This is a genomic window from Vibrio sp. bablab_jr001, assembly GCF_016464285.1.
Classification (GTDB): Bacteria; Pseudomonadota; Gammaproteobacteria; order Enterobacterales; family Vibrionaceae; genus Vibrio; species Vibrio fluvialis.
In genome coordinates this window covers 16,783-43,602 of record NZ_JACDWZ010000004.1, presented here as the reverse complement: position 1 = coordinate 43,602, position 26,820 = coordinate 16,783, and the positions used below count along the sequence as shown (strand labels likewise).

At 50.0% G+C, this 26,820-nt stretch carries 26 protein-coding genes; 15 read left to right on the top strand and 11 right to left on the bottom strand.

Going from position 1 to position 26,820, the window contains the following annotated elements:
• The 5 genes from JIG40_RS00370 (at position 1) to JIG40_RS00350 (ending at position 5,791) form a co-directional block, all read left to right on the top strand.
• Positions 1-1,221 (top strand): O-antigen ligase family protein, encoded by a 1,221-nt coding sequence (locus tag JIG40_RS00370; protein WP_199464584.1) that lies wholly within the window; start codon positions 1-3, stop codon positions 1,219-1,221.
• Positions 1,214-2,287: a glycosyltransferase family 9 protein gene (locus tag JIG40_RS00365; RefSeq protein ID WP_199464583.1), complete on the top strand. Its 1,074-nt coding sequence runs from the start codon at positions 1,214-1,216 to the stop codon at positions 2,285-2,287. The genes JIG40_RS00370 and JIG40_RS00365 overlap by 8 nt, the downstream gene beginning before the upstream one ends.
• A 74-nt stretch (positions 2,288-2,361) precedes the next feature.
• Entirely contained in the window at positions 2,362-3,408 is a 1,047-nt protein-coding gene (gene waaF, locus JIG40_RS00360; RefSeq protein ID WP_199464582.1) for a lipopolysaccharide heptosyltransferase II, read from the top strand.
• An 8-nt stretch (positions 3,409-3,416) separates the two neighbouring features.
• The gene (waaA, locus tag JIG40_RS00355) at positions 3,417-4,670 is read left to right on the top strand and encodes a lipid IV(A) 3-deoxy-D-manno-octulosonic acid transferase (RefSeq protein ID WP_100268400.1); all 1,254 of its coding nucleotides are present in this window, start codon (positions 3,417-3,419) and stop codon (positions 4,668-4,670) included.
• Positions 4,671-4,711: 41 nt separating this feature from the next.
• Positions 4,712-5,791 carry a glycosyltransferase gene (locus JIG40_RS00350; protein ID WP_100268401.1) on the top strand — a complete coding sequence of 360 codons (1,080 nt, stop codon included), beginning with the start codon at positions 4,712-4,714 and terminating at the stop codon, positions 5,789-5,791.
• Here the strand turns inward: JIG40_RS00350 and JIG40_RS00345 are convergent.
• On the bottom strand, positions 5,788-6,501 hold the full coding sequence (locus JIG40_RS00345) for a 3-deoxy-D-manno-octulosonic acid kinase (protein ID WP_199464581.1): 714 nt from the start codon (positions 6,499-6,501) through the stop codon (positions 5,788-5,790). The genes JIG40_RS00350 and JIG40_RS00345 overlap by 4 nt on opposite strands.
• Positions 6,502-6,655: 154 nt before the next feature.
• Between JIG40_RS00345 and JIG40_RS00340 the strand changes: the two genes are divergently transcribed.
• The 5 genes from JIG40_RS00340 (at position 6,656) to coaD (ending at position 11,308) form a co-directional block, all read left to right on the top strand.
• Entirely contained in the window at positions 6,656-7,726 is a 1,071-nt protein-coding gene (locus tag JIG40_RS00340) for a glycosyltransferase family 9 protein (protein WP_100268403.1), read from the top strand.
• On the top strand, positions 7,719-8,510 hold the full coding sequence (locus JIG40_RS00335; protein ID WP_199464580.1) for a glycosyltransferase family 2 protein: 792 nt from the start codon (positions 7,719-7,721) through the stop codon (positions 8,508-8,510). The genes JIG40_RS00340 and JIG40_RS00335 overlap by 8 nt, the downstream gene beginning before the upstream one ends.
• Positions 8,507-9,547 (top strand): glycosyltransferase family 4 protein, encoded by a 1,041-nt coding sequence (locus tag JIG40_RS00330; RefSeq protein ID WP_047463256.1) that lies wholly within the window; start codon positions 8,507-8,509, stop codon positions 9,545-9,547. The genes JIG40_RS00335 and JIG40_RS00330 overlap by 4 nt, the downstream gene beginning before the upstream one ends.
• An 83-nt stretch (positions 9,548-9,630) precedes the next feature.
• Complete coding sequence (locus tag JIG40_RS00325) at positions 9,631-10,725, top strand: glycosyltransferase family 4 protein (protein ID WP_199464579.1); 1,095 nt, start codon at positions 9,631-9,633, stop codon at positions 10,723-10,725.
• 85 nt (positions 10,726-10,810) lie between these two features.
• A complete protein-coding gene (gene coaD, locus JIG40_RS00320) occupies positions 10,811-11,308 on the top strand; it encodes a pantetheine-phosphate adenylyltransferase (protein WP_172557862.1) in 498 nt (165 codons plus the stop codon).
• Positions 11,309-11,367: 59 nt separating this feature from the next.
• Here coaD and JIG40_RS00315 read toward each other — a convergent pair whose 3' ends face one another.
• The 8 genes from JIG40_RS00315 to JIG40_RS00280 form a co-directional block, all read right to left on the bottom strand.
• Positions 11,368-13,371 carry an LTA synthase family protein gene (locus JIG40_RS00315; RefSeq protein WP_244662613.1) on the bottom strand — a complete coding sequence of 668 codons (2,004 nt, stop codon included), beginning with the start codon at positions 13,369-13,371 and terminating at the stop codon, positions 11,368-11,370.
• A 243-nt stretch (positions 13,372-13,614) separates the two neighbouring features.
• Entirely contained in the window at positions 13,615-14,619 is a 1,005-nt protein-coding gene (locus tag JIG40_RS00310) for an NAD-dependent epimerase (protein WP_104966285.1), read from the bottom strand.
• Between the two features lie 43 nt (positions 14,620-14,662).
• Complete coding sequence (gene mutM / locus JIG40_RS00305) at positions 14,663-15,499, bottom strand: bifunctional DNA-formamidopyrimidine glycosylase/DNA-(apurinic or apyrimidinic site) lyase (protein WP_199464578.1); 837 nt, start codon at positions 15,497-15,499, stop codon at positions 14,663-14,665.
• A 35-nt stretch (positions 15,500-15,534) separates the two neighbouring features.
• Positions 15,535-16,014, bottom strand: coding sequence for a hypothetical protein (locus JIG40_RS00300; protein WP_143683826.1), 480 nt, complete (start codon positions 16,012-16,014; stop codon positions 15,535-15,537).
• Positions 16,015-16,161: 147 nt separating this feature from the next.
• Entirely contained in the window at positions 16,162-16,329 is a 168-nt protein-coding gene (gene rpmG / locus JIG40_RS00295; RefSeq protein ID WP_004728408.1) for a 50S ribosomal protein L33, read from the bottom strand.
• A gap of 13 nt (positions 16,330-16,342) precedes the next feature.
• Entirely contained in the window at positions 16,343-16,579 is a 237-nt protein-coding gene (rpmB, locus tag JIG40_RS00290) for a 50S ribosomal protein L28 (protein WP_004728407.1), read from the bottom strand.
• Between the two features lie 402 nt (positions 16,580-16,981).
• A complete protein-coding gene (gene radC, locus JIG40_RS00285) occupies positions 16,982-17,656 on the bottom strand; it encodes a DNA repair protein RadC (protein ID WP_047463216.1) in 675 nt (224 codons plus the stop codon).
• Positions 17,657-17,764: 108 nt separating this feature from the next.
• Positions 17,765-19,444, bottom strand: coding sequence for a methyl-accepting chemotaxis protein (locus JIG40_RS00280; RefSeq protein WP_199464577.1), 1,680 nt, complete (start codon positions 19,442-19,444; stop codon positions 17,765-17,767).
• Positions 19,445-19,640: 196 nt separating this feature from the next.
• Here JIG40_RS00280 and coaBC point away from each other — a divergent pair, with 196 nt between their 5' ends.
• The 3 genes from coaBC (at position 19,641) to JIG40_RS00265 (ending at position 22,529) form a co-directional block, all read left to right on the top strand.
• Positions 19,641-20,858, top strand: a complete 1,218-nt coding sequence (gene coaBC, locus JIG40_RS00275) for a bifunctional phosphopantothenoylcysteine decarboxylase/phosphopantothenate--cysteine ligase CoaBC (protein ID WP_020332547.1) — start codon at positions 19,641-19,643, stop codon at positions 20,856-20,858.
• A 124-nt stretch (positions 20,859-20,982) separates the two neighbouring features.
• On the top strand, positions 20,983-21,573 hold the full coding sequence (gene slmA / locus JIG40_RS00270) for a nucleoid occlusion factor SlmA (RefSeq protein ID WP_020332546.1): 591 nt from the start codon (positions 20,983-20,985) through the stop codon (positions 21,571-21,573).
• Positions 21,574-21,578: 5 nt separating this feature from the next.
• Complete coding sequence (locus JIG40_RS00265) at positions 21,579-22,529, top strand: Kdo(2)-lipid IV(A) acyltransferase (RefSeq protein ID WP_199464576.1); 951 nt, start codon at positions 21,579-21,581, stop codon at positions 22,527-22,529.
• 85 nt (positions 22,530-22,614) lie between these two features.
• On the opposite strand, the gene pyrE is transcribed toward JIG40_RS00265, so the two are convergent.
• Together pyrE and rph are read right to left on the bottom strand one after the other, a co-directional pair.
• Positions 22,615-23,256: an orotate phosphoribosyltransferase gene (pyrE, locus tag JIG40_RS00260; RefSeq protein WP_004728401.1), complete on the bottom strand. Its 642-nt coding sequence runs from the start codon at positions 23,254-23,256 to the stop codon at positions 22,615-22,617.
• Positions 23,257-23,406: 150 nt separating this feature from the next.
• The gene (rph, locus tag JIG40_RS00255; protein WP_020332543.1) at positions 23,407-24,123 is read right to left on the bottom strand and encodes a ribonuclease PH; all 717 of its coding nucleotides are present in this window, start codon (positions 24,121-24,123) and stop codon (positions 23,407-23,409) included.
• A 215-nt stretch (positions 24,124-24,338) separates the two neighbouring features.
• On the opposite strand from rph, the gene JIG40_RS00250 reads away from it, so the two are divergent.
• Positions 24,339-25,205 carry a YicC/YloC family endoribonuclease gene (locus JIG40_RS00250; protein ID WP_047463205.1) on the top strand — a complete coding sequence of 289 codons (867 nt, stop codon included), beginning with the start codon at positions 24,339-24,341 and terminating at the stop codon, positions 25,203-25,205.
• Positions 25,206-25,440: 235 nt separating this feature from the next.
• Positions 25,441-26,658, top strand: coding sequence for a site-specific integrase (locus JIG40_RS00245; protein ID WP_014204074.1), 1,218 nt, complete (start codon positions 25,441-25,443; stop codon positions 26,656-26,658).
• Positions 26,659-26,820: the final 162 nt, after the last annotated feature.

The window sequence follows — 26,820 nt, the reverse complement described above, 5'->3', positions numbered from 1 at the left end:
ATGACTAATATATTCAACAAGAAAAACTTGAGCGAAGTGTTTTTGCTGCTGCCCTTCGCATTTTCGTTCGCTCTTATGATTTGGTTTGAAGGAGCAAGTAAAGTATTAGTCATTACAACCGTTATCTCACTGTTGTCCTTCGGTATTAGTTTCAGAAAAAGGTTGAAGTGCACCCTCATTGACAACTTACGTCAACCTTTCCACATTCTTATCTGGGTGTTCACACTTTTTATTTTTGTTCAATCGTTTCTACATGGGGTAAGCTCTCGAGAAATCAGAGCGTTATTGTGCTTATCCGTGATTGCGCTTTATTTCCCTTTTCGCGCCATCAAGCCTGTCTACTATCAGGCCATCATTGCTCTCGGGTGTATAACGATTTTTGCCAACAGCATTTATTTTAATATTGTATTGGGACTCCGTCGTGAATCCGGAGTAATAAACTCAATCCCTTACGCAAGCATAAGTGCTCTATTGGGTCTGTTATCGTTACATGTTGCATTAAGCACTAAAAGCACTAAGACAAAATTTTTGTTTGGAGTATTTGCAATATTGCCAGTGATTAGTTTGGTTCTGACTGAATCTCGTGGTGTATGGCTAGCCTTTGCATGTGCATTATTCGTTTTGTTTTTAAATAAGTTCAGATTCACGTTTAAGAAAGTTGCCCTTTTACTGATACTACTTTCTTCTGTTGTATTCATGCTCTCTGGTAGCTTTATTGAACAACGTATCGAGCAAACTCGCTATGAGTTTGAACAGATCCAAAAAGGCAACATGAATACTTCCATCGGCCTGCGAGTCCAGATGTGGCGGGCGGCAGTCAAATTAGCAGAAGGCAATTGGCTATTAGGGCTGGGGAATGAACATTTCGAAAAACTAGAGCTACTATACAAACAGAATAAAGTATCTAAAGCACTATATGACTATCACCCGCCTCACTATCACAATCAGTTTATAGATAGCGTGGTAAAATCAGGCCTAATTGGGCTGTCTTTTCTACTGCTGCTGCTAGTGCTACCTCTGTATTTGGTTAGACACTCTAATAAGAACTTAAAAAACGTTGTCATATCAGTGGTTATGTTATACGCCATAATGGGACTCACCGATGCACCATTTTATAATGGCCAGACGTTTATCTTGTATGTCCTCACTATGCTTGTTTTGCTCAACAGCGCTTCCCAACCATCAGCTCAAATTACAGATGGGAGTTCAGACGTTGCTTAAAAAATTAAAACAGCTCAATCGTGCTCTGCGTAATGAACAGAAAAAACTTAAGTTGAGCTATTACTGTCAGCGCTTTGATAAAGCCCCACAATCCAAAGTTCCACTCAGAGAAATTAAGACGCTTGCTCTATTGCGTTGGGACAACAAACTGGGCGATGCAATCATGAGTGGTTTGCTGATCAAAATGCTGCAGCGATACCGCCCAGATATTCAGGTTTCCGTTATTACACCGAGTTTTTGCGCAAGTTGGTTTGAACAATCAACCCAGTGCAACATCATCCCTTGTGGGAAACGCGGGGTGAAGACAGCTCGAGCATTCCGCCAATATCGCGGGCAATTTGATGCGGTGGTTGAACTCGGCACCAGTTTCGACTTTAAGGAATTGCTCGCTCTGCATGAATTGGGCGCAGCGTATAACATTGGATTCAATAAAGAATCACATCCGATTTTCAACGTGTGTCTGCCCAATGAGCATGTACACTTTAAAGATCGCTACCTTGCGGTCGCCAGACTATTTTGTGATGTGCCAGAATCCGCAGACATTCCGTTGATTCCTTATTCAACGTCAACGATCGTCGATCCTCATACGACGACCGTTGCAATCAATCTATTTGGCTCCAGTAAATATCGTCAGTTTTCCAAAACGGAAGCCAACAAGTTGCTGAATCACTGGTTACGCGATTTCCCGCAAGACACCCTTTATCTGATCCCTGTCCCGGGTAAAATTGAATTTCTGAAAGAGCTCGTCACTGAACTAGAGAATCCACGCGTGCAATTGTTAAGCGAAACACCGTCATTGGAATTTTCGTTACAACTGCTCAGTCAGGTCGACTTGTGTGTCACGCCCGACACCTCTGTGGTTCATATGGCCAGCGCTTTGAACACACCCATTCTGGCGATCTATGCCGACGACCCTCGCAATTTCCAAGAGTGGCATCCTCTGTCAGATAAAGCAGAAGTGGTGTTTAACCCACCCGCTAAAGGTCGAAACGACCGTGTCTATGTGCATGATTTTGAATGGTCAGAGCTAAAGCAAAAGCGTGAATCTCTGCTATCTTCACACTAAAAGAGCAAAACGCTTGTGTTCATTCTTCCTCTACCGCCAGAATGAACACAGCATCAAACGAATCGAAGTATCGAATGAAAATTCTAGTGATTGGCCCCTCTTGGGTCGGAGACATGGTGATGTCTCAATGCCTCTATACTCGCATCAAGCAACAACATCCCGACGCCGTCATCGATGTCATGGCGCCAGCATGGTGCAAACCCATTCTGGAACGCATGCCCGAAGTACATCAAGCGATCGAAATGCCGTTAGGGCATGGTGATTTTAACTTTCTTGGTCGCCGAGCTATCGGTAAGTCGATGCGTGGTCAATATGATCAGGCTTATATTCTGCCGAACTCAGCCAAATCCGCGCTGATACCTTGGTATGCCGACATTCCAGTCAGAACAGGCTGGAAAGGTGAGATGCGTTACGGGTTGCTGAACGATTTGCGCCCGAATAAAAAATCCTTCCAATACATGACCGAACGTTATGTAGCCTTGGCACATCCCAAAGCCACCATGGTGGACTCCGCATCATTGGGCGGCCTCGACGCGTTACCACGCCCAAGTCTGTACATTGATAAAGATGCTCAGCAACAAACTCGCGATAAGTTTGCCCTTCACTCCTCTCGCCCAGTCATTGGCTTGTGTCCTGGTGCTGAATTTGGACCAGCGAAGCAATGGCCAACCGAACATTACGCCGCCGTCGCTGCGGCGATGATCGATGCCGGGAAACAAGTTTGGTTATTTGGTTCGGCGAAAGACAGCAAAACCACACAAGCCATTGCGGCCGACCTCAGCGATGACCAACAAGCACACATCTTTGATTTGGCGGGAAAAACCAGCTTAATCGAAGCCGTCGACATGCTGGCCTGCTGCGAGAGCGTCGTCAGCAATGATTCAGGGTTAATGCATGTGGCCGCCGCGGTGGGTTGCCAAGTGGTCGGCGTATATGGCTCCACTTCGCCAACATACACACCGCCTCTGGCAGAGAAAAAAGCCATCATTCATACCGATATTGAATGTAGACCGTGCTTCAAACGGGAATGTCCGTTAGGGCATTTGAAATGTCTGAAAGATCTCGCTCCGCAGCGTGTCATCAACGCGTTGATGCAATTCGACAACGCAGAACAGGAGTAATTTGAACAATGCGCCTGATCTATACTCTGTTGCTGATTGTCGCTAGTCCATTACTGCTCTATTCATTGTATAAAAAGAAAGTCGGCAAACCGGCTTTTGGTGCACGTTGGAAAGAGCACTGGGGAATGACACCAAAAGTTAGTTCTCAGAATCCTATTTGGATACATGCGGTTTCCGTGGGTGAGTCAATCGCCGCGATTCCCGTGATCAAAGCCATGAAGCAAGCGCAGCCGGATCAGGCGATTGTCGTTACCACCACCACCAGCACTGGTGCGGAACAAATCGCCAAACTAGGCGACCTGGTTGAACATCGCTACATGCCGTTGGACTTTGCTTGGTGTGTGCGCCGCTTTTTGCAAGCCGTTAAACCGTCTCGACTACTGATCGTTGAGACGGAACTGTGGCCGAATACCGTACACACAGTGCATCAACATAACATTCCAATAACCATCATTAATGCTCGCTTATCAGAGCGATCTTGTCTTCGCTATCAAAAGTTTTCCGCGCTATTTAATCTGATTCGCCCCTACGTTGATCGCATTCTTTGTCAGTATGAAAGTGATGCTGGGCGTTTTGTTCGCTTGGGTTTTCAACCAGAGCAAGTTCAAGTGACTGGCTCGATTAAGTTTGATATTGAAATTGCACCCACGGTACTCGAACAAGGAAAACAATTGCGTGAAGAACTGGGCTTAGACCGTCCGGTATGGATTGCCGCCAGCACCCACGAAGGTGAAGATGCCATTCTCCTCGACGCTCATCAAACCCTGTTAGAGCATTTTCCCCAGGCTTTACTGATCTTAGTTCCACGCCATCCGGAACGGTTTAATTCCGTCTTTGACCTCTGCATAAAGCGAGAGTTCATAACTTGTCGCAGAACGTTCCCAACACCAATGAAACAAGATTGTCAGGTCTACCTTGGCGACACAATGGGCGAGTTACTAACACTACTCAGTGCGGCGGACATCTGCTTTATGGGAGGCAGCCTTATCGGTGATAAAGTAGGCGGGCACAACTTACTTGAACCTGCTGCTCTCGGGAAACCACTACTCAATGGCCCAAGTTATTATAACTTCAGTGAAATTATGCAATTGCTGCAGGACAATGATGCCGTAACTATTTGCGAAAATGCCCAGAAGATTACGTATAATCTTCAACAATTTTGGACAACTTCCCAGCTGCTACAAGTTAAGGGAGCTAACGCACAGAAAGTCGTTGAGCAGAATACAGGCGCAATTTCTCGTACAATCGCCAATATCGCCTAGAACAACTACAAGATGGATTTGAACGCAGTGATGGTTAACTCATGAACATAAAATTTTTAATCAGAGACTTAAAAATTGAAGGCGTACAGGTGGTAACGGTGCGCCTGGCTAGGCTACTGCAGGCGAACGGACACAACGTACAAATCATCACTCTGTTCGATCACATTGAGTTACCGGAATTAAGTGATTTAAACATCTCTTGTCTGAATATTCCTCAGAACAATAAATGTGAGAGAGTACTGCTGTCGCATTTTAAATCCTGGTATCAGGACGCTGAGTTTGACTATTTGATTGCCCCACACAGTGAATGTATCAAGTTAATCGCACATTTTTCTGATCAGCGTTTAGTTCCATTTATCCATAACTCGGACCAGTATTCATACAGTCAACGCAACTGCTTCAAACGCTTTCGATACCGCAACAGATTGGCGAAGCGACTCAAAGGAAAGCATGTGCTGTGCGTCTCCGAGAGTATAAAAAAATTTACTGAGCAGTGTTGTGGGAAACACATCCAGCCCGCTAGCGTGCTTTATAATCCGTTCGACATCGAGACCATCCGACATTACGCTTGTGATGAAAGCGCACAGGCTTCTCAAGAAAACTACTTGCTTTTCGTTGGCCGCCTAGAAAAACAAAAGCGTGTCGATCGCTTGCTGACTTCGTTTTCTTACGTGAAAAATCCGTCCATCAGGCTAGTGATCTTGGGTGAGGGTTCTTTGGAGCAAAAGTTAAAAACACAAGCAGCAGAGTTAAACCTAAGCGAACGAGTGGAGTTCAAAAAGTTCGACACCAATCCGTACCCAATTATTAAAAGTGCGAAAGCAGTCGTACTGACCTCGGATCATGAAGGTCTACCAACCGTTATCATTGAAGCTTTGATTCTCGGCATTCCCGCTCTCAGTGTGAACTGCCCTTCCGGCCCAGATGAAATTCTTACAGGAGAGCTATCGAAATATCTGATTCACTCTTACGATGAAAAAGTCATCGCGGAGAGAATCGATGCATTGTTGGAAGACCGCGACATACCAGATCTTTCCGCGGGTTATGAAAAGTTTACCGAAGAGAAAGTCTATCAGTCCTTTATGACTATCGTAGAGCAATGGAATAACGATAAGCATTAAACTGTTGCTTGGTAACCGTCCAGCAACGCTTGCCATTCGGCGTCTTGCCATTTGATATTGGCGCGTAACTGCTCTTTGCGAAACGAACGCAACAGTCGCGCCAAATTCTCAGCTTTCCAGCCATCGCCATGTTGAAGCGCACATTTATCAAAATCAATGATCCACACACGGTCATGATTATCGAGCAAAATGTTGTGAATATTCAAATCAGTGTGATTGACCTGAGCACGGTGCAGCTTCGCCACCTGTTGACCAATGCGATGATAAAGCGCCTCAGGCAAAGCTTCGGTTTGTAACACCGCCACCAAGTCCCGCGCATTGGCGACTTTCTCACTGAGAATATCGGCCTGATACACGCAGCCCCGGCGCAAGGCGCGAGCAGCAATCGGACGCGGCACATTCACCCCTTGCTCACGCAAATGATGCAGCAATTGAAATTCGGCGCAGCTGCGAGTTTTCTCCCACCCTTGAAACCAATAACTGTCGCTGACCAGTTTTCCAAACAAGCCGCCGCGGCGATAATGGCGTAACGCAGCTGGCAACGCCGCCATTTGAACAAACCACGTGGTGCCACGCCCTTGTGCGCTGCCAATCACCCGTTGATTAGCTTGCCAATATTCAGGGTCAAATAGCGACGCCAACGGTTCATTGACCCATTGGTCGTCGTACCAAATTGTCTGATGTTTGCTGAGCTGCTGCTGTTTGATCACGCTGGGTTCCCGCTATAGTGATTGACACACAAGGTGGCTGATCTCGTCAGAATTGGCATCTTCACACCAATAAAGAGAGGAAAAGAATGCGGTTATTTTACATTTATCGGTGGACTCTGCATAATTTAGCCTCATTAATTGAAGAGCTTATTTGATGCCACTGTTCACTGCGCCTCCGAAGTCGGTCTGTTTTCTGCGCCTGTCGGCGATTGGCGACGTTTGTCATGCCGTTGCCGCGGTTCAAAACCTGCAACAACACTGGCCAGATACCCAAGTAACCTGGGTGATTGGCAAAGTCGAAGCCCAACTGCTCCAAGGTTTGCCGAACGTTGAATTGATCGTCTTTGATAAAAAAGCCGGCTGGTCTGGCATCAAAGCGGTTTGGCAGCAACTGAAAGGGCGTCATTTTGATGCGCTCGTGCACATGCAGTTAGCCCTGCGCGCCAGTTTGGTCACGCTGGGCATTCGCGCGCAGTACAAAGTGGGATTCAACCGCAAACGGGCCAAAGAAGGTCAGTGGTTGTTCACTAACCGCCAGATTGCCGACACCGAATCGGCGCATGTGCTCGACAGTTTTTTCTCGTTTACCGAGTTTCTTGGCGTGCCACGCCAAACACCAACCTGGAACCTGCCGATTTCCGAACAAGATAGGCAGTTTGCCCGCGCGCAACTGGGCAACCAACCGACCATCGTCATCAGCCCGGCCGCCAGTAAAGATGAGCGCAATTGGGTCACGGAACGCTACGCGCAATTTGCCGATTACGTTATCTCTCAAGGGTATCAGGTCGCCTTATGTGGCTCTCCTGCGCCGCGCGAGCAGAAACTGGCAGAGCAAATCAGCGCATTGATTACGCATCCGGTGCTCAATCTGGTTGGCAAAACCAATTTAAAACAACTGGCCGCCGTATTGGGCGAAGCGAAGTTAGTGCTTGCTCCGGATTCTGGCCCGGCACATATTGCCACCACACAAGGCACGCCCGTACTGGGCTTGTATGCCCACAGCAACCCAAAGCGCACGGGGCCATACTTTAATATCAAAGATGTGGTGAGTGTGTACGAACCGTTCGTGACCGAGCAACAGGGCAAACCGCTGGAACTGTTAGCGTGGAGCACACGCGCCAAAGGCACGGACCTGATGCAGGCCATCTCGCTCGATGCGGTCATCACCACCTTTGATCGCATGATGTCAGCGACAACACAGTTAGGTAACCCAAATCATGGCTAATACCACTCCAACATTGGCGGTCGCCCTGATCGTGAAAAATGAAGCCAAGCACCTGCAAGCCTGCTTAGACACGGTGTATCAATGGGTCGACGAAATCGTCATTCTTGATTCCGGCAGCAGCGATCAAACTGAAGCCATCGCTCGCCGCTATACCGATAAATTTTTCGTCAACACCGAGTGGCCCGGCTTTGGTCCTCAGCGCCGTTTGGCGCAATCGCACATTACCTCAGACTATGTGTTGTGGCTCGATGCCGATGAACGCGTGACCGATGTGCTCAAAGAGCAGATTTTACAAGCGGTCCACGCCGACAAACCCAATACCGTTTACCAGATTGATCGCCTCACCACCGCATTTGGTAAACAGATTCGCTATTCCGGTTGGTCCCCCGACTGGGTCACGCGTCTTTACCGCACGCGCGAAACTCAATACGATGAATCGCTAGTTCATGAAAGCGTTATTGTTCCTCGAGAATTTAAAGTCGAATCTCTGAAAGGCCACTTGGAACATTATACCTTTGAGTACTTACCTCAATACACAGCCAAAACACAGCAATACATGAAAGCGTGGGCAGATCAACGTGAAGGATATAAGCAATCTTCGTTGAGTAGAGCCATCCTACACGGTTTTTTTCGCTTCTTTAAAATGTACGTGATTAAACGCGGTTTTCTCGATGGTCGCCATGGCTTACTGTTGGCGATTTTAAGCGCCAACACCACGTTTACCCGGTATGCGGATTTGTGGCTGCGCGACTACGTGCGCAAGCAGGAGCAAAAACAGAAATGAACATCTGCCACGTTAACTTGGCATCCGGCTATCACGGCGGAGAAAACCAGACACTGCAACTCATCAAGCAGCAGATTCGCATGGGCTATCAGCTGACAATTGTCGCCAACCCCAAAAGCCCGTTTTTTGCGCGTGTGTCCGAGCTGCCTTGTCGAGTCATCGCCGCCAGCCATTATTTACTCCAACATGGCAAACGCGTGACCGACGGCTGTGAATTGATTCATGTGCATGAAGGCCGAGCCATTTACTGGGCGTGGCTGCAACACGCATTGCATGGTGTGCCGTATATGGTGACGCGTCGCATCGACAATCCGCTGCGCAAAAAATGGTTATCGGACCAAGCATACCGCCAAGCCGCGTTGTTGGTTGGCCTGAGCCATGAAATCGCGGCCCGCATTCGTGACGCGTACCCGACAAAAAGCATTGAGATCATTCCCAGCTCGCCAGTCACCTACCCGATTGATGACGCCAACGTGGCGCACATCAAACAGCAATTCAGTGGCAAATTTCTGGTCATCCACGCCGCCAACATGCTCAAACACAAAGGTTTTGATGTCACCCTGAGCGCAGCAAAAGCGTTGGTTCAGCGCGCCCCTGAGGTTCATTTTGCGCTGTTAGGAGACGGCAAAGAGCGAGCCGCCCTAGAGCAGCAAGCCGCAGGCTTACCCAACGTGTCGTTCATGGGCAAACAGAGCAACATGGGCGATTGGTTTGCCGCAGCCGACTTACTGGTTCACCCTTCCTACAGCGAAGGCTTGGGTTCGGTGATTCTGGAAGCGATGGGCAATGGCTTACCGGTGATTGGTGCTCGTGCGGGCGGTATCCCGGATATTATTGACCACCAAGAGTCAGGGCTTTTGATTGAGCCCGGCGATGGCCTTGGACTGGCCAATGCGATTGAAACTATTCGCAGCGACGCCACGTTGCGCGAAAAACTCGCCATCGGACGTGAGAAAAAACTGCAAGGCTTTCTGATTGAGAATACCGCCATACGCTACGAGCAGCTTTACGCTCGCGTTGCGGCCGGAAAGTCATAATCTGGGCTCGCGACGCGAAAGCGTGTCAGCCACCAAATTTGAACACCGCTGCAGTTTCGCTGCGGCTGAGGTAATGTGAGACCATGAAAATCTTAATTTTTAGCTCCTATCGTGATGCCTGGAACAGCGTGCGTCCGGAAGCGGAAATGTTTATTGAAATGGCCAAGCTCGGCCATGATGTGACCATCATGACGCAAGGCGATGCGGAGTATGTGCCGCGTTTTCGCGACAACGGCGTGAAGATCATCGACTGTTACCCGAAGAAAAAGATTTGTCTCAACACGATCAAGACGTTACGTCACGCGCTGCATCAAGAACGCTATGACGTGGTGTACGCCATGAACTCCAAAACCATTCCCAACGCGGCATTTGCCTGCATCGGTTTCAAACACACCAAACTGGTGAGCTATCGCGGCACAGTCGGCGGGTTGTATCGTCACGATCCCACCGCGTACCTGACCCATTTGCATCCTCGTATCGACGGCATCAGTTGTGTGGCACAGGCAGTGACTGACGATGTGCGCAAACATGTTTGGAAACGCGCCGACAAAGTGGTCACGATTTACAAAGGCCACGACATTGCTTGGTATCAGGCGCAGCCGGCGAATTTAAGCGCACTGGGCTTGCCGGACGACGCGTTCAGCGCCATCTGTATCGCCAATGCGCGGCCAAGTAAAGGCGTACACGTGTTGCTTGAGAGCGCGAAACAACTGGCGCCATTACCAAATTTGCACTTGCTGCTGGTCGGTCGCGATATGGATACCGAACAGAACCTGAAATTGGCCGAAGCAAGTGGCATGCGCGATCGCATACATTTCCTCGGTTACCGCAAAGATGTGCCGGAACTGCTGGCGGCAAGCCAAGTGCAAGTTCAGCCTTCGATTAGCGGAGAAGGTTTACCTAAAACCATCATTGAAGCGATGGCGATGGGCATTCCTTCCGTGGTGACCACCACCGGCGGTGGTAAAGAACTCTTGATCGACGGCGAAACCGGATTCGTTGTTCCGGTGAATGATGCCTCAGCCATCGCCGATAAAATTCAGTGGCTGTACGCGTCTGAGCAAAATCGCCAAGAGATGGGGCGCAAAGCGCAGCAGCGGATGATCAACGATTTCTCCTGTCAGGAAAGCGCTCAGCAGCATCTGGACTTTTTTCAATCGCTATTGGATGAAAAATAATCACACTTGCCGTCAGATTGTCATGGTTTGGCGGCACAGTTTTGTTTAGCATACCCTTACACGCACAAACACTGAGTAGAACATTGTGAATTCAAAAAGTATTTCCCGCGTTATTTACCCGGGCACCTTTGACCCTATTACCAACGGCCATCTGGATTTGATTGAGCGTGCTGCCAGCATGTTTGATGAAGTGATCATCGCGGTGGCCGCGAGTCCAAGCAAAAACACCCTGTTTACGCTGGAAGAGCGCGTGGCTTTTGCCAAAGCGGTCACCTCACATCTGGATAACGTTACGGCAAAAGGGTTCGCTGGCTTGATGGTGGATTTTGCCAAAGCCGAAGGTGCCACGGTGTTAGTGCGCGGCCTGCGCACCACGGTCGACTTTGAATACGAATTCGGCCTGACCAACATGTACCGGCGCTTGATGCCCGGGCTGGAGAGTGTTTTCCTCACCCCGGCGGAAGAGTACGCATTTATCTCCTCATCGTTGGTTCGCGAAGTCGCGATTCATGGAGGCAACGTGGATGCGTTTGTGCCCGAGTTGGTAGCCAACGCGCTGCACAGCAAAAAGATTGTGGAATAGTCACGCCTCGAAAAAAGGCTGCTCACTGAGCAGCCTTTTTCTTGATGTGTTAGTCCAGTTTATGGCGTCATCGGCAACACTTGCGAGCGCAGATAATAATCTTGCAGCAACGAATACTCTTTGCCCCAGTCCGTCTCTTGCGGTGGATTCTTCTCCGGTCTGGATTGATTCAACAGCGGATTGTGTTCGTCCCACGCATAAAACACCCCCGAACCACTGCTACTGAATGCGCCCTTTTCACTGATAGTACGCGAGGCATTAAAACCGATGTTACTCACTCCGTCTGTGGCCAACAGGTTTTCGCCGCCTAAACTGATGTAATCCTGATTCGACAAACTGAAATGATACAGCGTCGGAAACAGGTCGCGATGCGAACCAATGCGCTGCGGATCATAGGTAAATGGCGTGTGATCCAAAATCGGCTGTGGCACATCAAGGAAAAATGGCACGGCGAAGGTTAAGCCGTATTCGGTCGGCTCATCGGTGCTGCTGTAACGCATGCGATGATCGCCAGTAACCGCAATCACCGTGTTGTCCTTCAACTTGTCTGAGGCTTTGACTCGGCCGATAAACTGCCCCAACGCATCCGATGCATACTGGAATGTGTTGAGTAACACTTTGGCCTGATCGCCCTGATAACCAATCAGCGAGGACAAACGTTCACTCATGACCGTTGGCTTCGGCTGATAATAATCCGGCACTTTGTACGGCGAGTGGTTGGTCACCGTCATAATAAAAATAAGCGTCGGTTTTTTCGCCTCCTCCAAAACCTTGTTGGCATACTTAAACAAGTAGCCATCCGGTACGCCCCAAGTTCCGGAATATTGGGCCGCCTCCGGAAATGCCTCAATAATGTCGTTCTCATCGTAAACGCGATCAAACCCTTGCACCGGCAAATAGTTGGCCAGATTTCGCCACATGCCATTGCCGCCATACAGGAATGTGACTTCATAGCCCGCGCGCTTATATGGCAGAACAGCTGAGCTTGGCAGCGCAATGTTTTGAATCGACGAGTGGCTGATCGTCGCCACCGGGCTGTGGAACAACGTCATGACAATGCTGTCGATGGTCGCCGACGTGCCCGCCATAAAGCGCTCGAATAAGAAACCGTTCTCCCAATACGGACGCAGGCTCCCCAGTAAATCGTTCGTCTGCGGATCGTCTTCCACCAAAATATTCATACCCATGCTTTCCATCATCGCGACCACGACATGCGGTGGATTGTCAGTAAGGAAAGAGTTGGTCGGTACATGATAGTTTGGCGTCGGCTGACCGAGCATCTTTTCCATCTGCGCGGTCAATACGCGTTGTGACACAGGGTCAAAACGGCGCTGCTCTTTGTAATCGGTTGTCGCCCAATCAAGCGCCATAAACACGTTCGGCGTGATCATATTCAGCGGTTTGTACTGCGACACACTGGCGTGGTAACGCTTAAGCGGATGGCTATCGAGCGAACCGCGTGCGACGACAAACGTGACCACAATCGTTAGCACGACCACCAGCGACGTCACGCTCCAATGCCAATACATGCGTGGACGCAACTGCCCCAGCGTTGTACGCAAGAACCAGCGTGAAGAGACATAAGCCAGCAATGCGGCCAAAACGGACAACAACGAACCGCGAATGATAGGGTAATCCTGCCAGATATTGATCAGTACGGCGTTAGTGTCATCCTCCCACAGACCAAAGACAAACAGGTCAACGTAGCTGCCATAAGTCAGGTAATAGTAGTAATTACCGATGCCTCCGACTACATACAAAAAGGCAATCACGCTGTGATAACCCAAGGCAAATTTCAGCCAGCGGCGGTAGATATTGTGAAACGCAGCGGCAATTAAACCGCTGAGCAGCAACGGCGCGTAAGCGATGGCGGTGACCTTGGCATCAAACCGCCCACCGACCCAGAACGCCCGCCCAATATCATCACTGACCCCGGCCTCCGGCAATACATCGCGAATGTGAAGAAAAAACACCACACGGGCAATCAGCAACAGGCTGAAGGAGAACAAGAAACACTGGAGTAGCAGCAGACACAGCTGGCGCAGATGAGATGGATACTTCATTTTTATGGACAACAAACAGGTGGACAATCTGACGAGCGAAAAGCGGGTGTTTTCTTGGTCAGGGAATAAAATCAGTCAGTCACATTAGCAAGAATGATACCGAATTCAGGGCATCAATTTCAGGGAATAATATGGCGTTGAGCCAGAGTTGGCTCATCAATATCTGAGCATCCGGCAAAGCGGAAGATTATCGTTTACAGCACGGGACACAAGTCCCGGCCGCAAAGAGTGTGTGAAGTATCGCTATACAGAATAGAATTCTTTGTACCATTTCACAAAATTCGCCACACCTTGTTCAACCCCCATCTGAGGTTTGTATTGCGTCGCGTTGAATAGGTCTTGAGTGTCAGCGTACGTCACATACACATCACCCGGCTGCATCGGCAGCATGTTTTTCTTCGCTTCGATACCCAACGCCGATTCCAGTGCTTTGATGTAATCCATCAGTTTCACCGGGCTGCCGTGACCAATGTTATACACACGGTAAGGTGCTGAACTGGTCGCCGGCGATCCTGCTTCCACGCTCCACTCTGCATTCGGCTCAGGTACCACATCTTTGATACGCAGGATGCCTTCAACGATGTCATCAATGTAGGTGAAATCACGCATCATATCGCCGTTGTTATACACATCGATAGCGTCACCATTGATGATAGCTTTAGTGAATTTAAACAGCGCCATATCCGGACGTCCCCAAGGACCGTACACGGTGAAGAAACGTAGCCCTGTTGTTGGTACACCGTACAGGTGAGAGTAGGTATGCGCCATCAGCTCATTAGACTTTTTGGTCGCAGCGTAGAGGGAAATCGGGTGATCCACACTATCAGACGTGTTGAATGGCGTTTTGCGGTTCAGACCGTACACCGAACTCGACGATGCATAGACCAAGTGCTTGATTTTGTGATGGCGGCAACCTTCCAGAATGGTCAGATGGCCGACCAGGTTACTGTCGGCATACGACATCGGGTTATCAATCGAATAACGTACGCCCGCTTGCGCTGCCAGATGAATGACCTTATCAAACTGTTCAGCCGCAAACAGATCGGCAATCGCTTCGCGATCCGCGATGTCCATTTCAAGAAACGAGAAACGTTCATGTGCCGCTCGCTCCAAGCGCGCGTCTTTCAACGCCACATCGTAGTAGTCGTTCAGATTATCAATGCCAACCACATCGTGGCCTTCGGCACACAGACGTTCAATTACCGCTGAACCAATAAAACCCGCAGCTCCGGTCACTAAATATTTCATTGTTATACTCTTTAAGCCTCTAAATTAGTGTATGGGCGTTATATCACAAATGTGTTGATTTTTCGCGCTCTGGTGGCTGACATTGTGGACAAAAGAACGAGTTGCGCTGACCAATTTTAAGCTCGGCTATTTTCTCGCCGCAGCGAGGACAAGGTTGGCCCTTTTTGCCATACACCTGCAACTCCTGAGCAAAATAGCCCGGTTTGCCATCCGCTTGGGCAAAATCTTTCAGCGTGGTGCCACCTTGCGCAATAGCGGTAGTTAAGACCGCTTTGATGTCAGCCACCAGAGAAATCCACTCGGCTTCACTCAGCGAATGGGCGGGTCGCAGCGGATGAATATGAGAGCTGAACAGCGACTCATTGGCGTAGATATTGCCAACACCGACGACAATTTTGTTGTCCATGATAAACGACTTCACCGCCACCCGCTTATTACGCGCCTTATTTTGCAGATACTCAGCATTAAACGCCTCCGTCAGTGGCTCTGGTCCCATGTGACCCAGCACTTCGTGACTCTCGCCGACCGGACACCATAACCAGGCACCGAAACGGCGCGGATCGTTGTAGCGCAGTACTTTGCCATTGGTCAGCGTCAGATCCACGTGATCATGTTTGGCGGGTGGAAAATCGCCATCCAACACGCGCAGTGACCCTGACATGCCTAAATGAACGATAGCGCTGCCAACCGATGTTTCAATCATTAAATATTTAGCGCGGCGAGAAATGGCGGTGATGACCTGCCCTTCCATCTGTTTCAATTCAGCGGGAATATCCCAACGCAGTTTAGGCGTACGGAACGTCAGCGAACGCACGGTTTCTCCCACCAGATGCGGTGAGATACCCATGCGGCTGACTTCAACTTCCGGGAGTTCTGGCATGTTGTGTAATTAAACCTCTAATGATGGAGCGGTGCTCAGAATGACGGCAGCAGGTAACCATTGTCGACAGAGATGGCGATCCACTTATCCTGCCAGTTCTTAAACAGCCAGAACTGTGGCGTACGGTAATAAGTGATCCTTTGCGGCTCTTCCTGATCGCTATACCACACTTCGATCGTCTGCGGACTGCGTAAATTCGGTTGCAACGACAGATAGGTCTCATCGTCCACTTCCGTACCAACCAGCTCTTGCCAACGTTTCACCAGCTCTTCCGGTGCCACTTCTGTCGGTGGTGTGGCTCGCCAGCGGCCCTGATTCAGCTCCAGTGACAAACGGGCAAAATGCATAGCCTGTAGCTTGGCGTGCGGATTGAGTAAGGTTGGATACGAGCTAACCTCCGGTTCGATCAAATAAGATTTGATGAACGCAGGCAGATTCAACACTCCGATAAACACAATCACCGCCAGAATCAGAATGTTATTCCATCGGCGACGACGATGAGGCGCGACGCGCATAATCGCTGTCCTTAGTTGATTACGATACCGCTAGAGTAGCAGAGGAAGAAAAGAGATCCTAGATAAGTGCTTGGCAGGACACCGAAAGCAGAAAAGAAAAAACCCAGCCAAGAGGCTGGGTTTTTATCGTTCCAAGGAAGCCATCAATTACTTGATTTTCGCTTCTTTGTATACAACGTGCTGGCGTACAACTGGATCAAATTTCTTGATCTCAAATTTGCCTGGCATGTTGCGTTTGTTCTTGTCAGTTGTGTAGAAGTGACCAGTACCAGCAGAAGATACTAGACGGATTTTCTCACGAATGCCTTTAGCCATTGTTTAATTCCTCTTAAACGTTTTCGCCACGTGCACGGATATCAACAAGAACAGCATCGATGCCTTTCTTATCAATGATACGCATGCCTTTAGCAGTTAGACGTAGTTTAACAAAACGTTTTTCGCTCTCTACCCAGAAACGATGAGTTTGTAGGTTCGGCAGAAAACGACGCTTAGTAGCATTTCGTGCGTGTGAACGGTTGTTACCCGTTACTGGACGCTTACCAGTTACTTGGCATACTCGGGACATGAATGTCTTCTCCAAATCGTTTCAGCTCGATATCAACCTTGGTGGCCGAACCTCTCTCTTTCTACATAAGAAGTTGAGGTTAAAAACCGTTATGGAAAATCCATACAAGGCTATCAAAGGTCGCGCATTATACTAACTTGACACGCATTGCTCAAGACCCGAACAGATCCTTTTTACAGGATTACCTGATCTTTTTTGTGTTGAGCTGAATTGGGGTTAAAAAATGTGTGCGAATCATACCAGAAAACCACAGAAAGCTAAGCATTTTTTGTGCATTCAAGTGAATTGCTGGTAAGGGCTGTCGGAATTTTCCTGAGAAAAAGTGAAAGTTTGTCCCTACAGCCTTGTATTTGCTCAATAGTTTAAACTTTCAACAACCCGAAATTTATTTTTTGTGTCGCTTTATATCCAGCCCCGCTCCGCAAATGAGACCACGTCACCGTCACCCACCACGAAGTGATCCAACACGCGAATGTCCACCAGCGCTAGGGCATCGGTTAGACGCTGCGTGATCCTTCGGTCCGCCTGACTGGGTTCCGCAACACCGGACGGGTGGTTGTGTGCCAGTATCAGCGCCGCCGCGTTGTGGTGCAGTGCGCGTTTGACCACCTCTCGCGGGTAGACGCTCGCCGCATCAATCGTACCTTCAAACAGCACTTCATCACGAATTACGCGGTGTTGGTTGTCGAGAAACAGAATGTAGAACGCTTCACGCTGGCGATCGCGCAGCACACTCGACAGATACAGTTTGGTCTGCTGCGGACTGGTGAGCGCTTCGCCGCGTTTGAGCGTTTCTGCCAGATAGCGCTGAGTCATCTCCAACACCGCCTGCAACTGAACAAATTTCGCTTCGCCAAGCCCTTTGTGGGCACAAAACTGATCCTTGGTGGCGGAAAACAGGGCGCGCAGCGATCCAAACTCGCGCAGCAGAAAGTCGGAGAGTTCGAGGACATTCATGCCCTGAGTGCCGGTGCGCAGAAAAATCGCCAGCAATTCAGCATCAGATAATGCCTGAGGGCCGCGTAACAACAACTTTTCACGCGGCATGGATTCATTGGGAAGGGATTTGAGGCTCATGTATGGCTCCTGTGATTTGCCATACTCAAGCCGATCTCTCCCTCAGGCTGCAAGCGGCCTGAGGGATCTTTAGAGCGGCGTCATTCAGCGGTGCAACGCCGTTGTCAGTTAAAGCTTAAAGTGACCGACCAGGTTCCCCATTTGCTGGCCCAATTGTGCTAAACGGGTGCTGATCGATTCTGAACGCTGCAGGTTATCGCTAAGCTCATTGACTATCTGCTGAATCGCGACCAGGTTTTGGTTGATGTCTTCCGCCACTGCGCTTTGCTGCTCAGCGGCAGAAGCGGTCTGAATCCCCATATCGTGAATGACACTGACCGCATCGGAAATGCCAGACAGACTGTCTTTAATCTGCACCGATTCCAGTGCGGTTTTTTCGCCGCGATCCTGACTCAGTGCCATACTGCTGACCGCTTTACTCACCCCTTGATGCAGCGCCTGCAGCATCTCACCGATTTCCTGTGTGCTGTTTTGCGTGCGGCTTGCCAATGAGCGTACCTCGTCGGCCACGACGGCAAAACCGCGGCCCTGCTCGCCAGCGCGTGCTGCTTCAATTGCCGCATTCAATGCCAGCAGGTTGGTTTGTTCAGCAATATCCCCAATCACGTTCAGTACTTTCGTGATCTGTTCCGTTTGCTGGCTCAATTCTTGAATCGCATCCGAAGTCAGGTTGACTTCGTTCACCAGCTCGCCAATACCTTCAATCGCCAGATTCACCTCTTTCTGCGCATCCATGATCTGGCGGTTGGCAGAATCAATCGCCTGAGCGGTAGAGTTGGTGTTATTGGCCACTTCACGGGCTGTGGCGCTCATTTCGGTTACCGCGGCAACCACTTTGTCGGTCTCCATGCAGTGGCTGTTCATTTGCTGGCTGGACTGCGTGGTTTGCACATCGAGATCGGCCGCGGCAGACTGCACGTCCTGCGCCGAGGTACGCAGATCGACAATCAGCGGATGCAGTTTGTCCATAAAGGCATTGAATGCTTGCGCGACTTCGCCCACTTCATCGTGGCTTTCGACTTTCAAACGCGCGGTGAGATCGCCGCCACCCGCCGCGACCGCTTTCAGTGAGTCCACCACGTGCTGCAACGGCGCCACGCCGCGCGCAACCAGCACACTCACCACGATGATAGTCAGCACAAGCCCGACGACGGAAAGACCAACTGCCGACAGGGTTTGTTCATACAGCTGCGCTTCGCGCTGCGCCTTAAACTGCGCGACCTGAGTATCGATGTCATCAATATAGATACCGGTTCCCAGCACCCAGTCCCATTTCGGCAGATATTCCGCATACCCCAGTTTAGGTGCCTGAGCATCAATCGACGGTTTGTGCCACGAGAAATAAAGGAAGCCGTCGCCCGATTTTGCCGCTTGGATCAATCCGGCGATCACCGGCACGCCATTTTTATCTTTCAGATCGTAGAGATTCTTGCCTTCCAATGACGGATTGATGGCGTGCAGCGTGTTGATGCCTTTGGAGTCATAGGCGAAGAAGTAGCCATCGCTGTCAAAGCGCATCGCTTTGAGAATCGTTTTCGCCTGTTCTTTGTTTTCCCCGCCCTGATCGGCGTCGTACAGCGATTTCACTGCGGTGACACCCATCATCAGGTAGGCTTTGAGCTCCGCTTTGCGGCTGTCGACCAGCTGCGCGCGGTATTGAGTCAGTTCTTGGTCGAGGGATTTCATCCCGTTCCAGTAATATACCGCCGTCATCATGGCAGTAATAATCACCAGAGGAATGACCGTTAGCAGTAAAAGTTTAGTTCGGCTTCTCAGGGAGGTAATCATAAAGTTCCTTGTGCTTTATTATTGGTTTTTATAAAACAGTATGTTGCATAATCCAGAAAGAATATCTGTGAGGCTGGCATAACTTTGCAGCGTCCGGCTGAGGATTTATCGCCTGCACATGCCGAGATTTGACACAGCTCCGACATCTTTCTGGAGTTGTGCTAACATAGCGCGCAGAATTTTTGAGGAATCCAGCATGCAAACATTGGCAGGAAAAAAGATTCTGCTTGGTATCAGCGGCGGTATCGCGGCGTACAAATGTGCAGAATTAACCCGTCGCCTGATTGAGCGCGGCGCCGACGTTCAGGTCGTGATGACCAAAGCGGCAAAAGAATTTATCACGCCTTTAACGATGCAAGCGGTCTCCGGTCGCCCTGTCTCTGACAGCCTGCTCGACCCGGCCGCCGAAGCGTCGATGGGCCACATCGAACTTGCCAAGTGGGCCGATCTGGTTCTGCTGGCTCCGGCCACCGCCGATCTGATCGCGCGCATGGCCGCAGGGATGGGCAATGACTTGCTCACTACTCTCGTGCTGGCGACGGATGCGCCTGTGGTCGTCTCTCCGGCAATGAACCAGCAGATGTACCGCAATATCGCGACTCAAGAAAACATTGCCACTCTGGCTCGTCGCGGCATGCAGATCTGGGGACCAGCCGCCGGTGAACAAGCGTGTGGCGATATCGGCCCGGGCCGCATGCTCGAACCGATGGATCTGGTGCATCGCTGTGAGGATTTTTTCGGCCCAAAGCCGCTGGCGGGTAAACGCGTCCTGCTGACCGCGGGCCCGACCCGGGAAGCGCTCGATCCGGTGCGTTACATCACCAATCACAGTTCCGGAAAAATGGGCTTTGCGATTGCCGATGCGGCGGCGAAACTGGGAGCGCAAGTGACGCTGGTCAGTGGCCCGGTGAATTTAACAACGCCTGCCAACGTGTCGCGTATCAATGTAGACAGTGCCATCGACATGCACCAAGCGGTGATGGCGCACGCAGGCGAGCACGATATTTTTATCGGCTGCGCGGCGGTGGCAGATTACCGTCCGCAGAGCATGGCACAGCAAAAAATCAAAAAAACCGACGACAGTGATACGCTCAGCGTCACTATGGTCAAAAATCCGGACATCGTCGCCTCGGTCGCCGCGATGACCGATAACCGACCATTTACCGTCGGTTTTGCCGCCGAGACACAGGATGTGGAAAAATACGCGCGCGGCAAATTGGTGAAGAAAAATCTCGATATGATCTGTGCTAACGACGTCTCCGTCGCTGGCCAGGGTTTCAACAGCAACGACAATGCCCTCACGGTGTATTGGCGCCCGAGTGAACCAAGTGCACCCAGTGAGCAATCACTGCCATTGGCCTCCAAAGCCGAATTGGCACAAGCGCTGATGCTGTTGATCAACGACAAACTGTAAGCGGCTCCCCGCCTGCTTACACCATTTTATCGAAACGCTCTGAAGTGAGGTTGGGGCGCGAAACAGTGACCGTTTCGCCCGACTCATTTCTAACCAAGCAGTGGTATTAAAAGGAAACACGGTTATGGCCGTCAGTAAGAAAAGCAATCGACGTGAAGAAATTCTCCAAGCCTTAGCAGAAATGCTGGAGTCGCACGAAGGCGCCTCGCGCATCACCACCGCCAAACTGGCAAAACAGGTCGGTGTCTCTGAAGCGGCGCTGTATCGTCACTTTCCCAGCAAAGCACGCATGTTCGAAGGTCTGATCGAGTTCATCGAAGAGTCGTTGATGTCGCGCATCAACCGCATTCTGGATGATGAAAAAGACACCCTGAACCGTATTCGTCTGGTGATGCAACTGCTGCTGGCGTTTTCAGAACGTAACCCCGGTCTGACAAGAATTTTGTCCGGCCATGCTCTAATGTTTGAAAATGAGCGTCTGCGTGAGCGCATCAATCAGTTGTTCGAGCGCATCGAGACCTCACTGCGTCAGATTCTGCGTGAACGTAAAATTCGTGAAGGCAAATCATTTCCTGTTGACGAAAACATTCTGGCCGCCCAGTTACTCGGTCAGGTCGAAGGCAGTCTGAACCGCTTCGTGCGTTCCGATTTCAAATACCTGCCCACGGCCAACTTCGACGAATACTGGTCGCTGCTGAGTGCTCAGATTAAGTGAACCCCATGAGTCAAGACAAATACGGCAAACCTCAATTCACCCTGTCTCTGCTGCACCCTAAAAACTGGGGCGTGTGGCTGGGATTCGGCACGCTCGCGCTGATCGTTAACCTGCTGCCTTATCCTGTATTGCTGAAACTCGGCCAGAGCTTAGGCTTGTTGGGCATGCGTTTGAGTAAAAAACGCGTGCACGTCGCCAAACGTAACTTTGAACTGGCGTTTCCTGACAAAGGTAGCGACGAGATCGATCAGATGGTGGTCGAGAACTTCAAAAATACGGGTCTGGCACTGATTGAAACTGGCATCACCTGGTTCTGGCCCACCTGGCGGTTCAAACGTCGTATTGTTGAGAAAGACTTGGCGGTGTTGCGCGAATACAAAGCCAACGGCCAAGGCGTGCTGCTGTGCTGCGTGCATGCCCTCAACCTGGAAATTACCGCGCGTGCGTTTGCCGTGCTGGGTCTGCCGGGTTATGGCGCGTTTCGCCCACACAACAACCCAGCCTATAACTTCATTCAGTATTGGGGCCGCACACATAATGGCAACGTACTGATTGACCGTAAAGACGTGAAGAAAATGATTCGTGTGATGCGCCAGGGTGAGCTGCTGTTCTATTTGCCAGACCACGATTACGGGCGTAACAAATCGGTATTTGTGCCGTTTTTTGCAGTGCAAGATGCGTGCACCACCACCGGCACCAGCATTCTGGCGTACACCAGCCACTGCGCCATCGTGATGGGTTCAGGCTTTCGTAACGACGAAGGCAAGTATGAGATTTTGGCTGACATCTCCGTGGGAGACAACTACCCACAAAAAGATGAAATTGCCGCCGCAGCCTACATGAACAAGTATGTAGAAATGGTCATCATGCGCGCGCCAACCCAATGGATGTGGCTGCACAAACGCTTTAAAACCATGCAGGATCCGAACGTGCCGAAAGGCATTCGTTACCAATAATGTCTGCAACGCCAGCTTGAACTAAAAAGCCCACCAATCGGTGGGCTTTTTGTTGTCCGTCCATTCCCCTTTGAGGAGGTCGGTATCAGATACCGTATTGCGCGCGGTACGCTTTCACCGCGTCGAGGTGTTCGCGGTTACCGCCTTGCTCTTCTAGATAGGTGATAAGGTCGGTCAGGCTGACAATCGAAATCACCGCGCAGCCAAAGTCACGCTCAACTTCCTGAATCGCCGATAATTCGCCTTTGCCTTTTTCCTGACGGTCAATCGCCACCAGCACACCGGCCAAATCTGCGCCGTTGTTCTGAATGATTTCCATCGACTCACGAATCGCCGTGCCCGCGGTAATCACATCGTCTACCAGCATGATACGGCCTTCCAGCGCGCTGCCCACCAGATTGCCACCTTCGCCGTGATCTTTGGCTTCTTTGCGGTTAAAGCAGTATGGCGTGTCCACATCGTGGTGATCCGCCAGTGCTACGGCGGTGGTGGTCGCAATCGGAATCCCCTTGTAGGCTGGGCCAAACAGCACATCGAACTCAATCGCTGAATCCACCAGCGCCGCCGCATAAAAACGGCCGAGGCGCGCTAAATCGCGGCCAGTGTTGAAAAGACCAGCGTTAAAGAAATATGGGCTTTTACGGCCAGACTTCAAAGTAAACTCACCAAATTTCAGTACTTCCTTTTCTAGGGCAAACTCAATAAATTCACGCTGGTATGCTTTCATCACTTTCTCTCTATATTTACATGGTTCTGGTTTGAGCATCGTCAAACTCAACGGTGGACGCTTACACCAGTAAACGCCCAAGGTTTCTTGCTGCCGCTCACGCGGCAAAAAATTCAGACAAAAAAATAGCCCCCAATCGGGAGCTAAACATCAATTCTCTAACGACGCCTTCTGCGCCGAGACGATATCTGCAATGCCTTTCTTGGCCACCGCCAACAAATCAAGCAACTGTTCGTGACTGAACGGTTCGCCTTCGGCCGTGCCCTGAATTTCGATCATCTTGCCTTCTTCGGTCATCACCACGTTCATATCGGTGTCTGCCGCCGAATCTTCCACATATTCCAAATCGCACAATACGTCTTGACCCAGAATCCCCACTGAAACTGCCGCGACATGGCCTTTCATCGGGTTCTTCTTCAGTTTGCCGTCCGCGACCAGTTTGTCGAACGCATCAGCCATCGCAACACTGGCACCAGAAATCGATGCGGTACGTGTGCCACCGTCGGCTTGAATCACGTCACAGTCCACAGTGATCATCAGTTCGCCCATCGCTTCCAAGTCCACCACAGCACGCAGACTGCGCGCGATCAGACGCTGAATTTCCATGGTACGACCGCCTTGCTTGCCGTTCGCCGCTTCACGACGTGTGCGCGAATGGGTGGCGCGTGGCAGCATGCCGTATTCTGCGGTTACCCAGCCTTTACCCTGACCTTTCAGCCAGCGTGGCACACCTTCTTCTACCGTTGCGTTACACAGCACTTTGGTGTTGCCGAATTCCACCAGCACAGAGCCTTCTGCGTAGGCCGTGTAGTGACGAGTAATGTTAATCGGACGAACCTGATCCGCAGCGCGGTTATTTGGACGCATAAGGTTTTTACCTGTGTTGGGTGAGCCGCCATCGAGGGGGCGGATTTGATTGGGGCAGAATTATAGCGGAATTCGAACGTCAATCCTAGGTTTGCGTCCTATCGTTACATCAAGTTGGCCACGCAACTGGGAAGTGCATCTCGCCACCGCAGGGTTTTTCTATGCTAGTATTAGCGCCAGTTCATTTAAAAAAATTCAAAACCAAGGACATATCGATGATCTACAGCATGACGGCGTATGCACGCAAAGAAGTCAAAGGCGATTGGGGCAGTGCCGTGTGGGAAATTCGCTCGGTTAACCAACGCTATCTGGAAACTTACTTCCGCCTGCCGGAGCAGTTCCGTGGCCTGGAGCCCGTGTTACGCGAACGTTTCCGCCAGCGTCTGGCGCGCGGTAAAGTCGAATGTCATCTGCGTTTTGATGCCAACCCGGCAGCGCAAAGCAAGTTAAACATCAACGAAGCGCTGGCCGAACAAGTGATTAAAGCGGCGAGCCAAATCATGCACATGACCGGCGAACTGAGCCGTATCAACCCGTTCCAGGTCATGCAGTGGCCGGGCGTGATGGAAACCCCTGAACAGGATATGGACGCGATCAACAAATCACTGCTGGAAGGTTTTGACGAAGCGGTGAGTGAATTCATCGAAGCTCGTGGTCGCGAAGGCGAAAACATGAAAGCGCTGATTGAGCAGCGTCTGGATGGCATCAGCGCCGAAGTGGTGAAAGTGCGCGCGCGCATGCCGGAAATCATCGACTGGCAACGTGAACGTCTGGTCAGCAAATTTGAAGAAGCCAAAGTGGAGCTTGACCCGAGCCGCATCGAACAAGAGCTGATTCTATTGGCGCAGAAATCCGATGTAGCCGAAGAGCTGGATCGCCTCGATTCGCACGTCAAAGAAACGCGCAATATTCTGAAAAAAGGTGGCTCAGTCGGTCGCCGCCTAGATTTCATGATGCAGGAGTTCAACCGCGAGTCGAACACACTGGCTTCCAAATCGATCAGCACCGACATCACCGCCTCTGGCGTAGAACTGAAAGTGCTGATTGAGCAAATGCGCGAGCAGATCCAAAATATAGAATAGATTCCCCCATACTCCACTCACTTCCACAAAACCCTTGTTTACAAGGGTTTTTTTATTTTCACCATCCATATACATCCATAAAATTCATCAACAGCCATGAACAAACGGGGAGTATAGTGGGTAGCATTTTGCTATTTACTCCCCATCGTAGTATAAATATCACAACATACTCCCCACTTCTGGAGAGTGATATAATGATAACTTCGATTAGAGCTATAAATTCAAGGAGATAGAGATGGGCAATCTCACTGTCAACCAAGTTAAGGCGATAGTAAAAGATCAAAAAACGGGTCGTCATGCCGATGGTGATGGTTTCTATCTAATGATTCCTAGAATAGGTCGACCATACTGGATGCTAAGGTACACCCTTTTTAAGAAAAGAAAGGAGGTGACTATTGGCAAGGTCGATGAACTTTCTCTTGCAGATGCAAGGTTGAAAGCAGCTGAGTTTCGAAAGCAAATCAGCGAAGGGATTAACCCAATTGCAGAAAGAAAACGGAGTAAGCAAGCCGATATACAAATAATCGATGACCTCTTCGAAGACTGGTACAAGGATTTGTCCAAAAGGCTCAAGCACCCCAATATACCTAAGCGTATCTATCAGAAAGAGATCTCTCCACAAATTGGTCAATACACGTTGAAACGTGTTACACCTTTAGATATCCGCAACATCATCCAAATAGTCGCTGACAGTGGCCGTCCAACCACAGCTAACGACACGCTAATGTATTGTAAACAGCTTTTTAAACACGGTATGAAGATTGGTGTTATTGAGTCTAACCCTGCACTAGCATTTTCCAACTATGATGCTGGTGGCATTGAAGAGAGCCGAGATCGGGTCTTAGAACTGGAAGAGATTAAACATGTTTTTTCCGTCTTCAACCAAAACATTTATAGCTTCAATCGAGACAACTACCTAGCTTGTGCTCTGCTTCTTTGTCTTGGCGTTCGTAAATCAGAGCTAACAGAAGCAAAGTGGACTGAGTTCGATCTAGATAATGCTTTATGGCACCTACCAGCGGAGCGAAGCAAATCTGGCACAGGTTTCACGATTCCGCTTCCGGAGCTGTGCATTAAATGGTTTAAAGAACTACATCAGCGAGCTTGTGGTTCAGAATACGTCTTCCCTAACAGAAGAGAAAGCAAAGTACCGCACATGGGTAAAGACACATTGAACAGAGCTATTTCAAAGCTATTTGGTCGAGAGCCCGGCCGTAAGGTACAACCACCAAATAAAATGGGCGATATCAAACACTTTGCGGTTCATGATCTACGCCGCACCTGTCGTAGCCTACTCGCTTCAGTCAAAGTGCCTAGCCATATCGCGGAGCGCTGTTTAAATCATAAGCTGAAAGGAGTCGAGGGTATCTATGATCGGTATGACTACTTGGAAGAGCGCAAAGAAGCACTGGAAAAAGTTACTGAGCTAGTTAAGAATCACATTGTCATTTAGGCATAAGAAAAAAAAGAGGATGCCATTGGCATCCTCTTTTCAAATATGCCGACTCATGCATGATCTGACAATTTTGACTTAGTAGTATGACTTCATCGCCCTACACAGCCAACTGATGGACAGAAACGATTTAGAACTGATGCTCTATAGCGTTTCTGTCAG

Excerpts from the sequence above, each read along its gene's own strand:
- JIG40_RS00300 (WP_143683826.1), bottom strand. The coding sequence starts at position 16,014 with ATGCGCGTCGCGCCTCATCGTCGTCGCCGATGGAATAACATTCTGATT.
- JIG40_RS00340 (WP_100268403.1), top strand. The coding sequence starts at position 6,656 with ATGCCACTGTTCACTGCGCCTCCGAAGTCGGTCTGTTTTCTGCGCCTG.
- mutM (WP_199464578.1), bottom strand. The coding sequence starts at position 15,499 with ATGCCAGAACTCCCGGAAGTTGAAGTCAGCCGCATGGGTATCTCACCG.
- slmA (WP_020332546.1), top strand. The coding sequence starts at position 20,983 with ATGGCCGTCAGTAAGAAAAGCAATCGACGTGAAGAAATTCTCCAAGCC.
- JIG40_RS00250 (WP_047463205.1), top strand. The coding sequence starts at position 24,339 with ATGATCTACAGCATGACGGCGTATGCACGCAAAGAAGTCAAAGGCGAT.
- JIG40_RS00315 (WP_244662613.1), bottom strand. The coding sequence starts at position 13,371 with ATGAAGTATCCATCTCATCTGCGCCAGCTGTGTCTGCTGCTACTCCAG.
- rph (WP_020332543.1), bottom strand. The coding sequence starts at position 24,123 with ATGCGTCCAAATAACCGCGCTGCGGATCAGGTTCGTCCGATTAACATT.
- JIG40_RS00265 (WP_199464576.1), top strand. The coding sequence starts at position 21,579 with ATGAGTCAAGACAAATACGGCAAACCTCAATTCACCCTGTCTCTGCTG.
- rpmG (WP_004728408.1), bottom strand. The coding sequence starts at position 16,329 with ATGGCTAAAGGCATTCGTGAGAAAATCCGTCTAGTATCTTCTGCTGGT.
- JIG40_RS00245 (WP_014204074.1), top strand. The coding sequence starts at position 25,441 with ATGGGCAATCTCACTGTCAACCAAGTTAAGGCGATAGTAAAAGATCAA.
- coaBC (WP_020332547.1), top strand. The coding sequence starts at position 19,641 with ATGCAAACATTGGCAGGAAAAAAGATTCTGCTTGGTATCAGCGGCGGT.
- waaF (WP_199464582.1), top strand. The coding sequence starts at position 2,362 with ATGAAAATTCTAGTGATTGGCCCCTCTTGGGTCGGAGACATGGTGATG.
- radC (WP_047463216.1), bottom strand. The coding sequence starts at position 17,656 with ATGAGCCTCAAATCCCTTCCCAATGAATCCATGCCGCGTGAAAAGTTG.
- JIG40_RS00330 (WP_047463256.1), top strand. The coding sequence starts at position 8,507 with ATGAACATCTGCCACGTTAACTTGGCATCCGGCTATCACGGCGGAGAA.
- rpmB (WP_004728407.1), bottom strand. The coding sequence starts at position 16,579 with ATGTCCCGAGTATGCCAAGTAACTGGTAAGCGTCCAGTAACGGGTAAC.
- JIG40_RS00335 (WP_199464580.1), top strand. The coding sequence starts at position 7,719 with ATGGCTAATACCACTCCAACATTGGCGGTCGCCCTGATCGTGAAAAAT.
- JIG40_RS00350 (WP_100268401.1), top strand. The coding sequence starts at position 4,712 with ATGAACATAAAATTTTTAATCAGAGACTTAAAAATTGAAGGCGTACAG.
- JIG40_RS00280 (WP_199464577.1), bottom strand. The coding sequence starts at position 19,444 with ATGATTACCTCCCTGAGAAGCCGAACTAAACTTTTACTGCTAACGGTC.
- JIG40_RS00310 (WP_104966285.1), bottom strand. The coding sequence starts at position 14,619 with ATGAAATATTTAGTGACCGGAGCTGCGGGTTTTATTGGTTCAGCGGTA.
- JIG40_RS00325 (WP_199464579.1), top strand. The coding sequence starts at position 9,631 with ATGAAAATCTTAATTTTTAGCTCCTATCGTGATGCCTGGAACAGCGTG.
- JIG40_RS00370 (WP_199464584.1), top strand. The coding sequence starts at position 1 with ATGACTAATATATTCAACAAGAAAAACTTGAGCGAAGTGTTTTTGCTG.
- pyrE (WP_004728401.1), bottom strand. The coding sequence starts at position 23,256 with ATGAAAGCATACCAGCGTGAATTTATTGAGTTTGCCCTAGAAAAGGAA.
- waaA (WP_100268400.1), top strand. The coding sequence starts at position 3,417 with ATGCGCCTGATCTATACTCTGTTGCTGATTGTCGCTAGTCCATTACTG.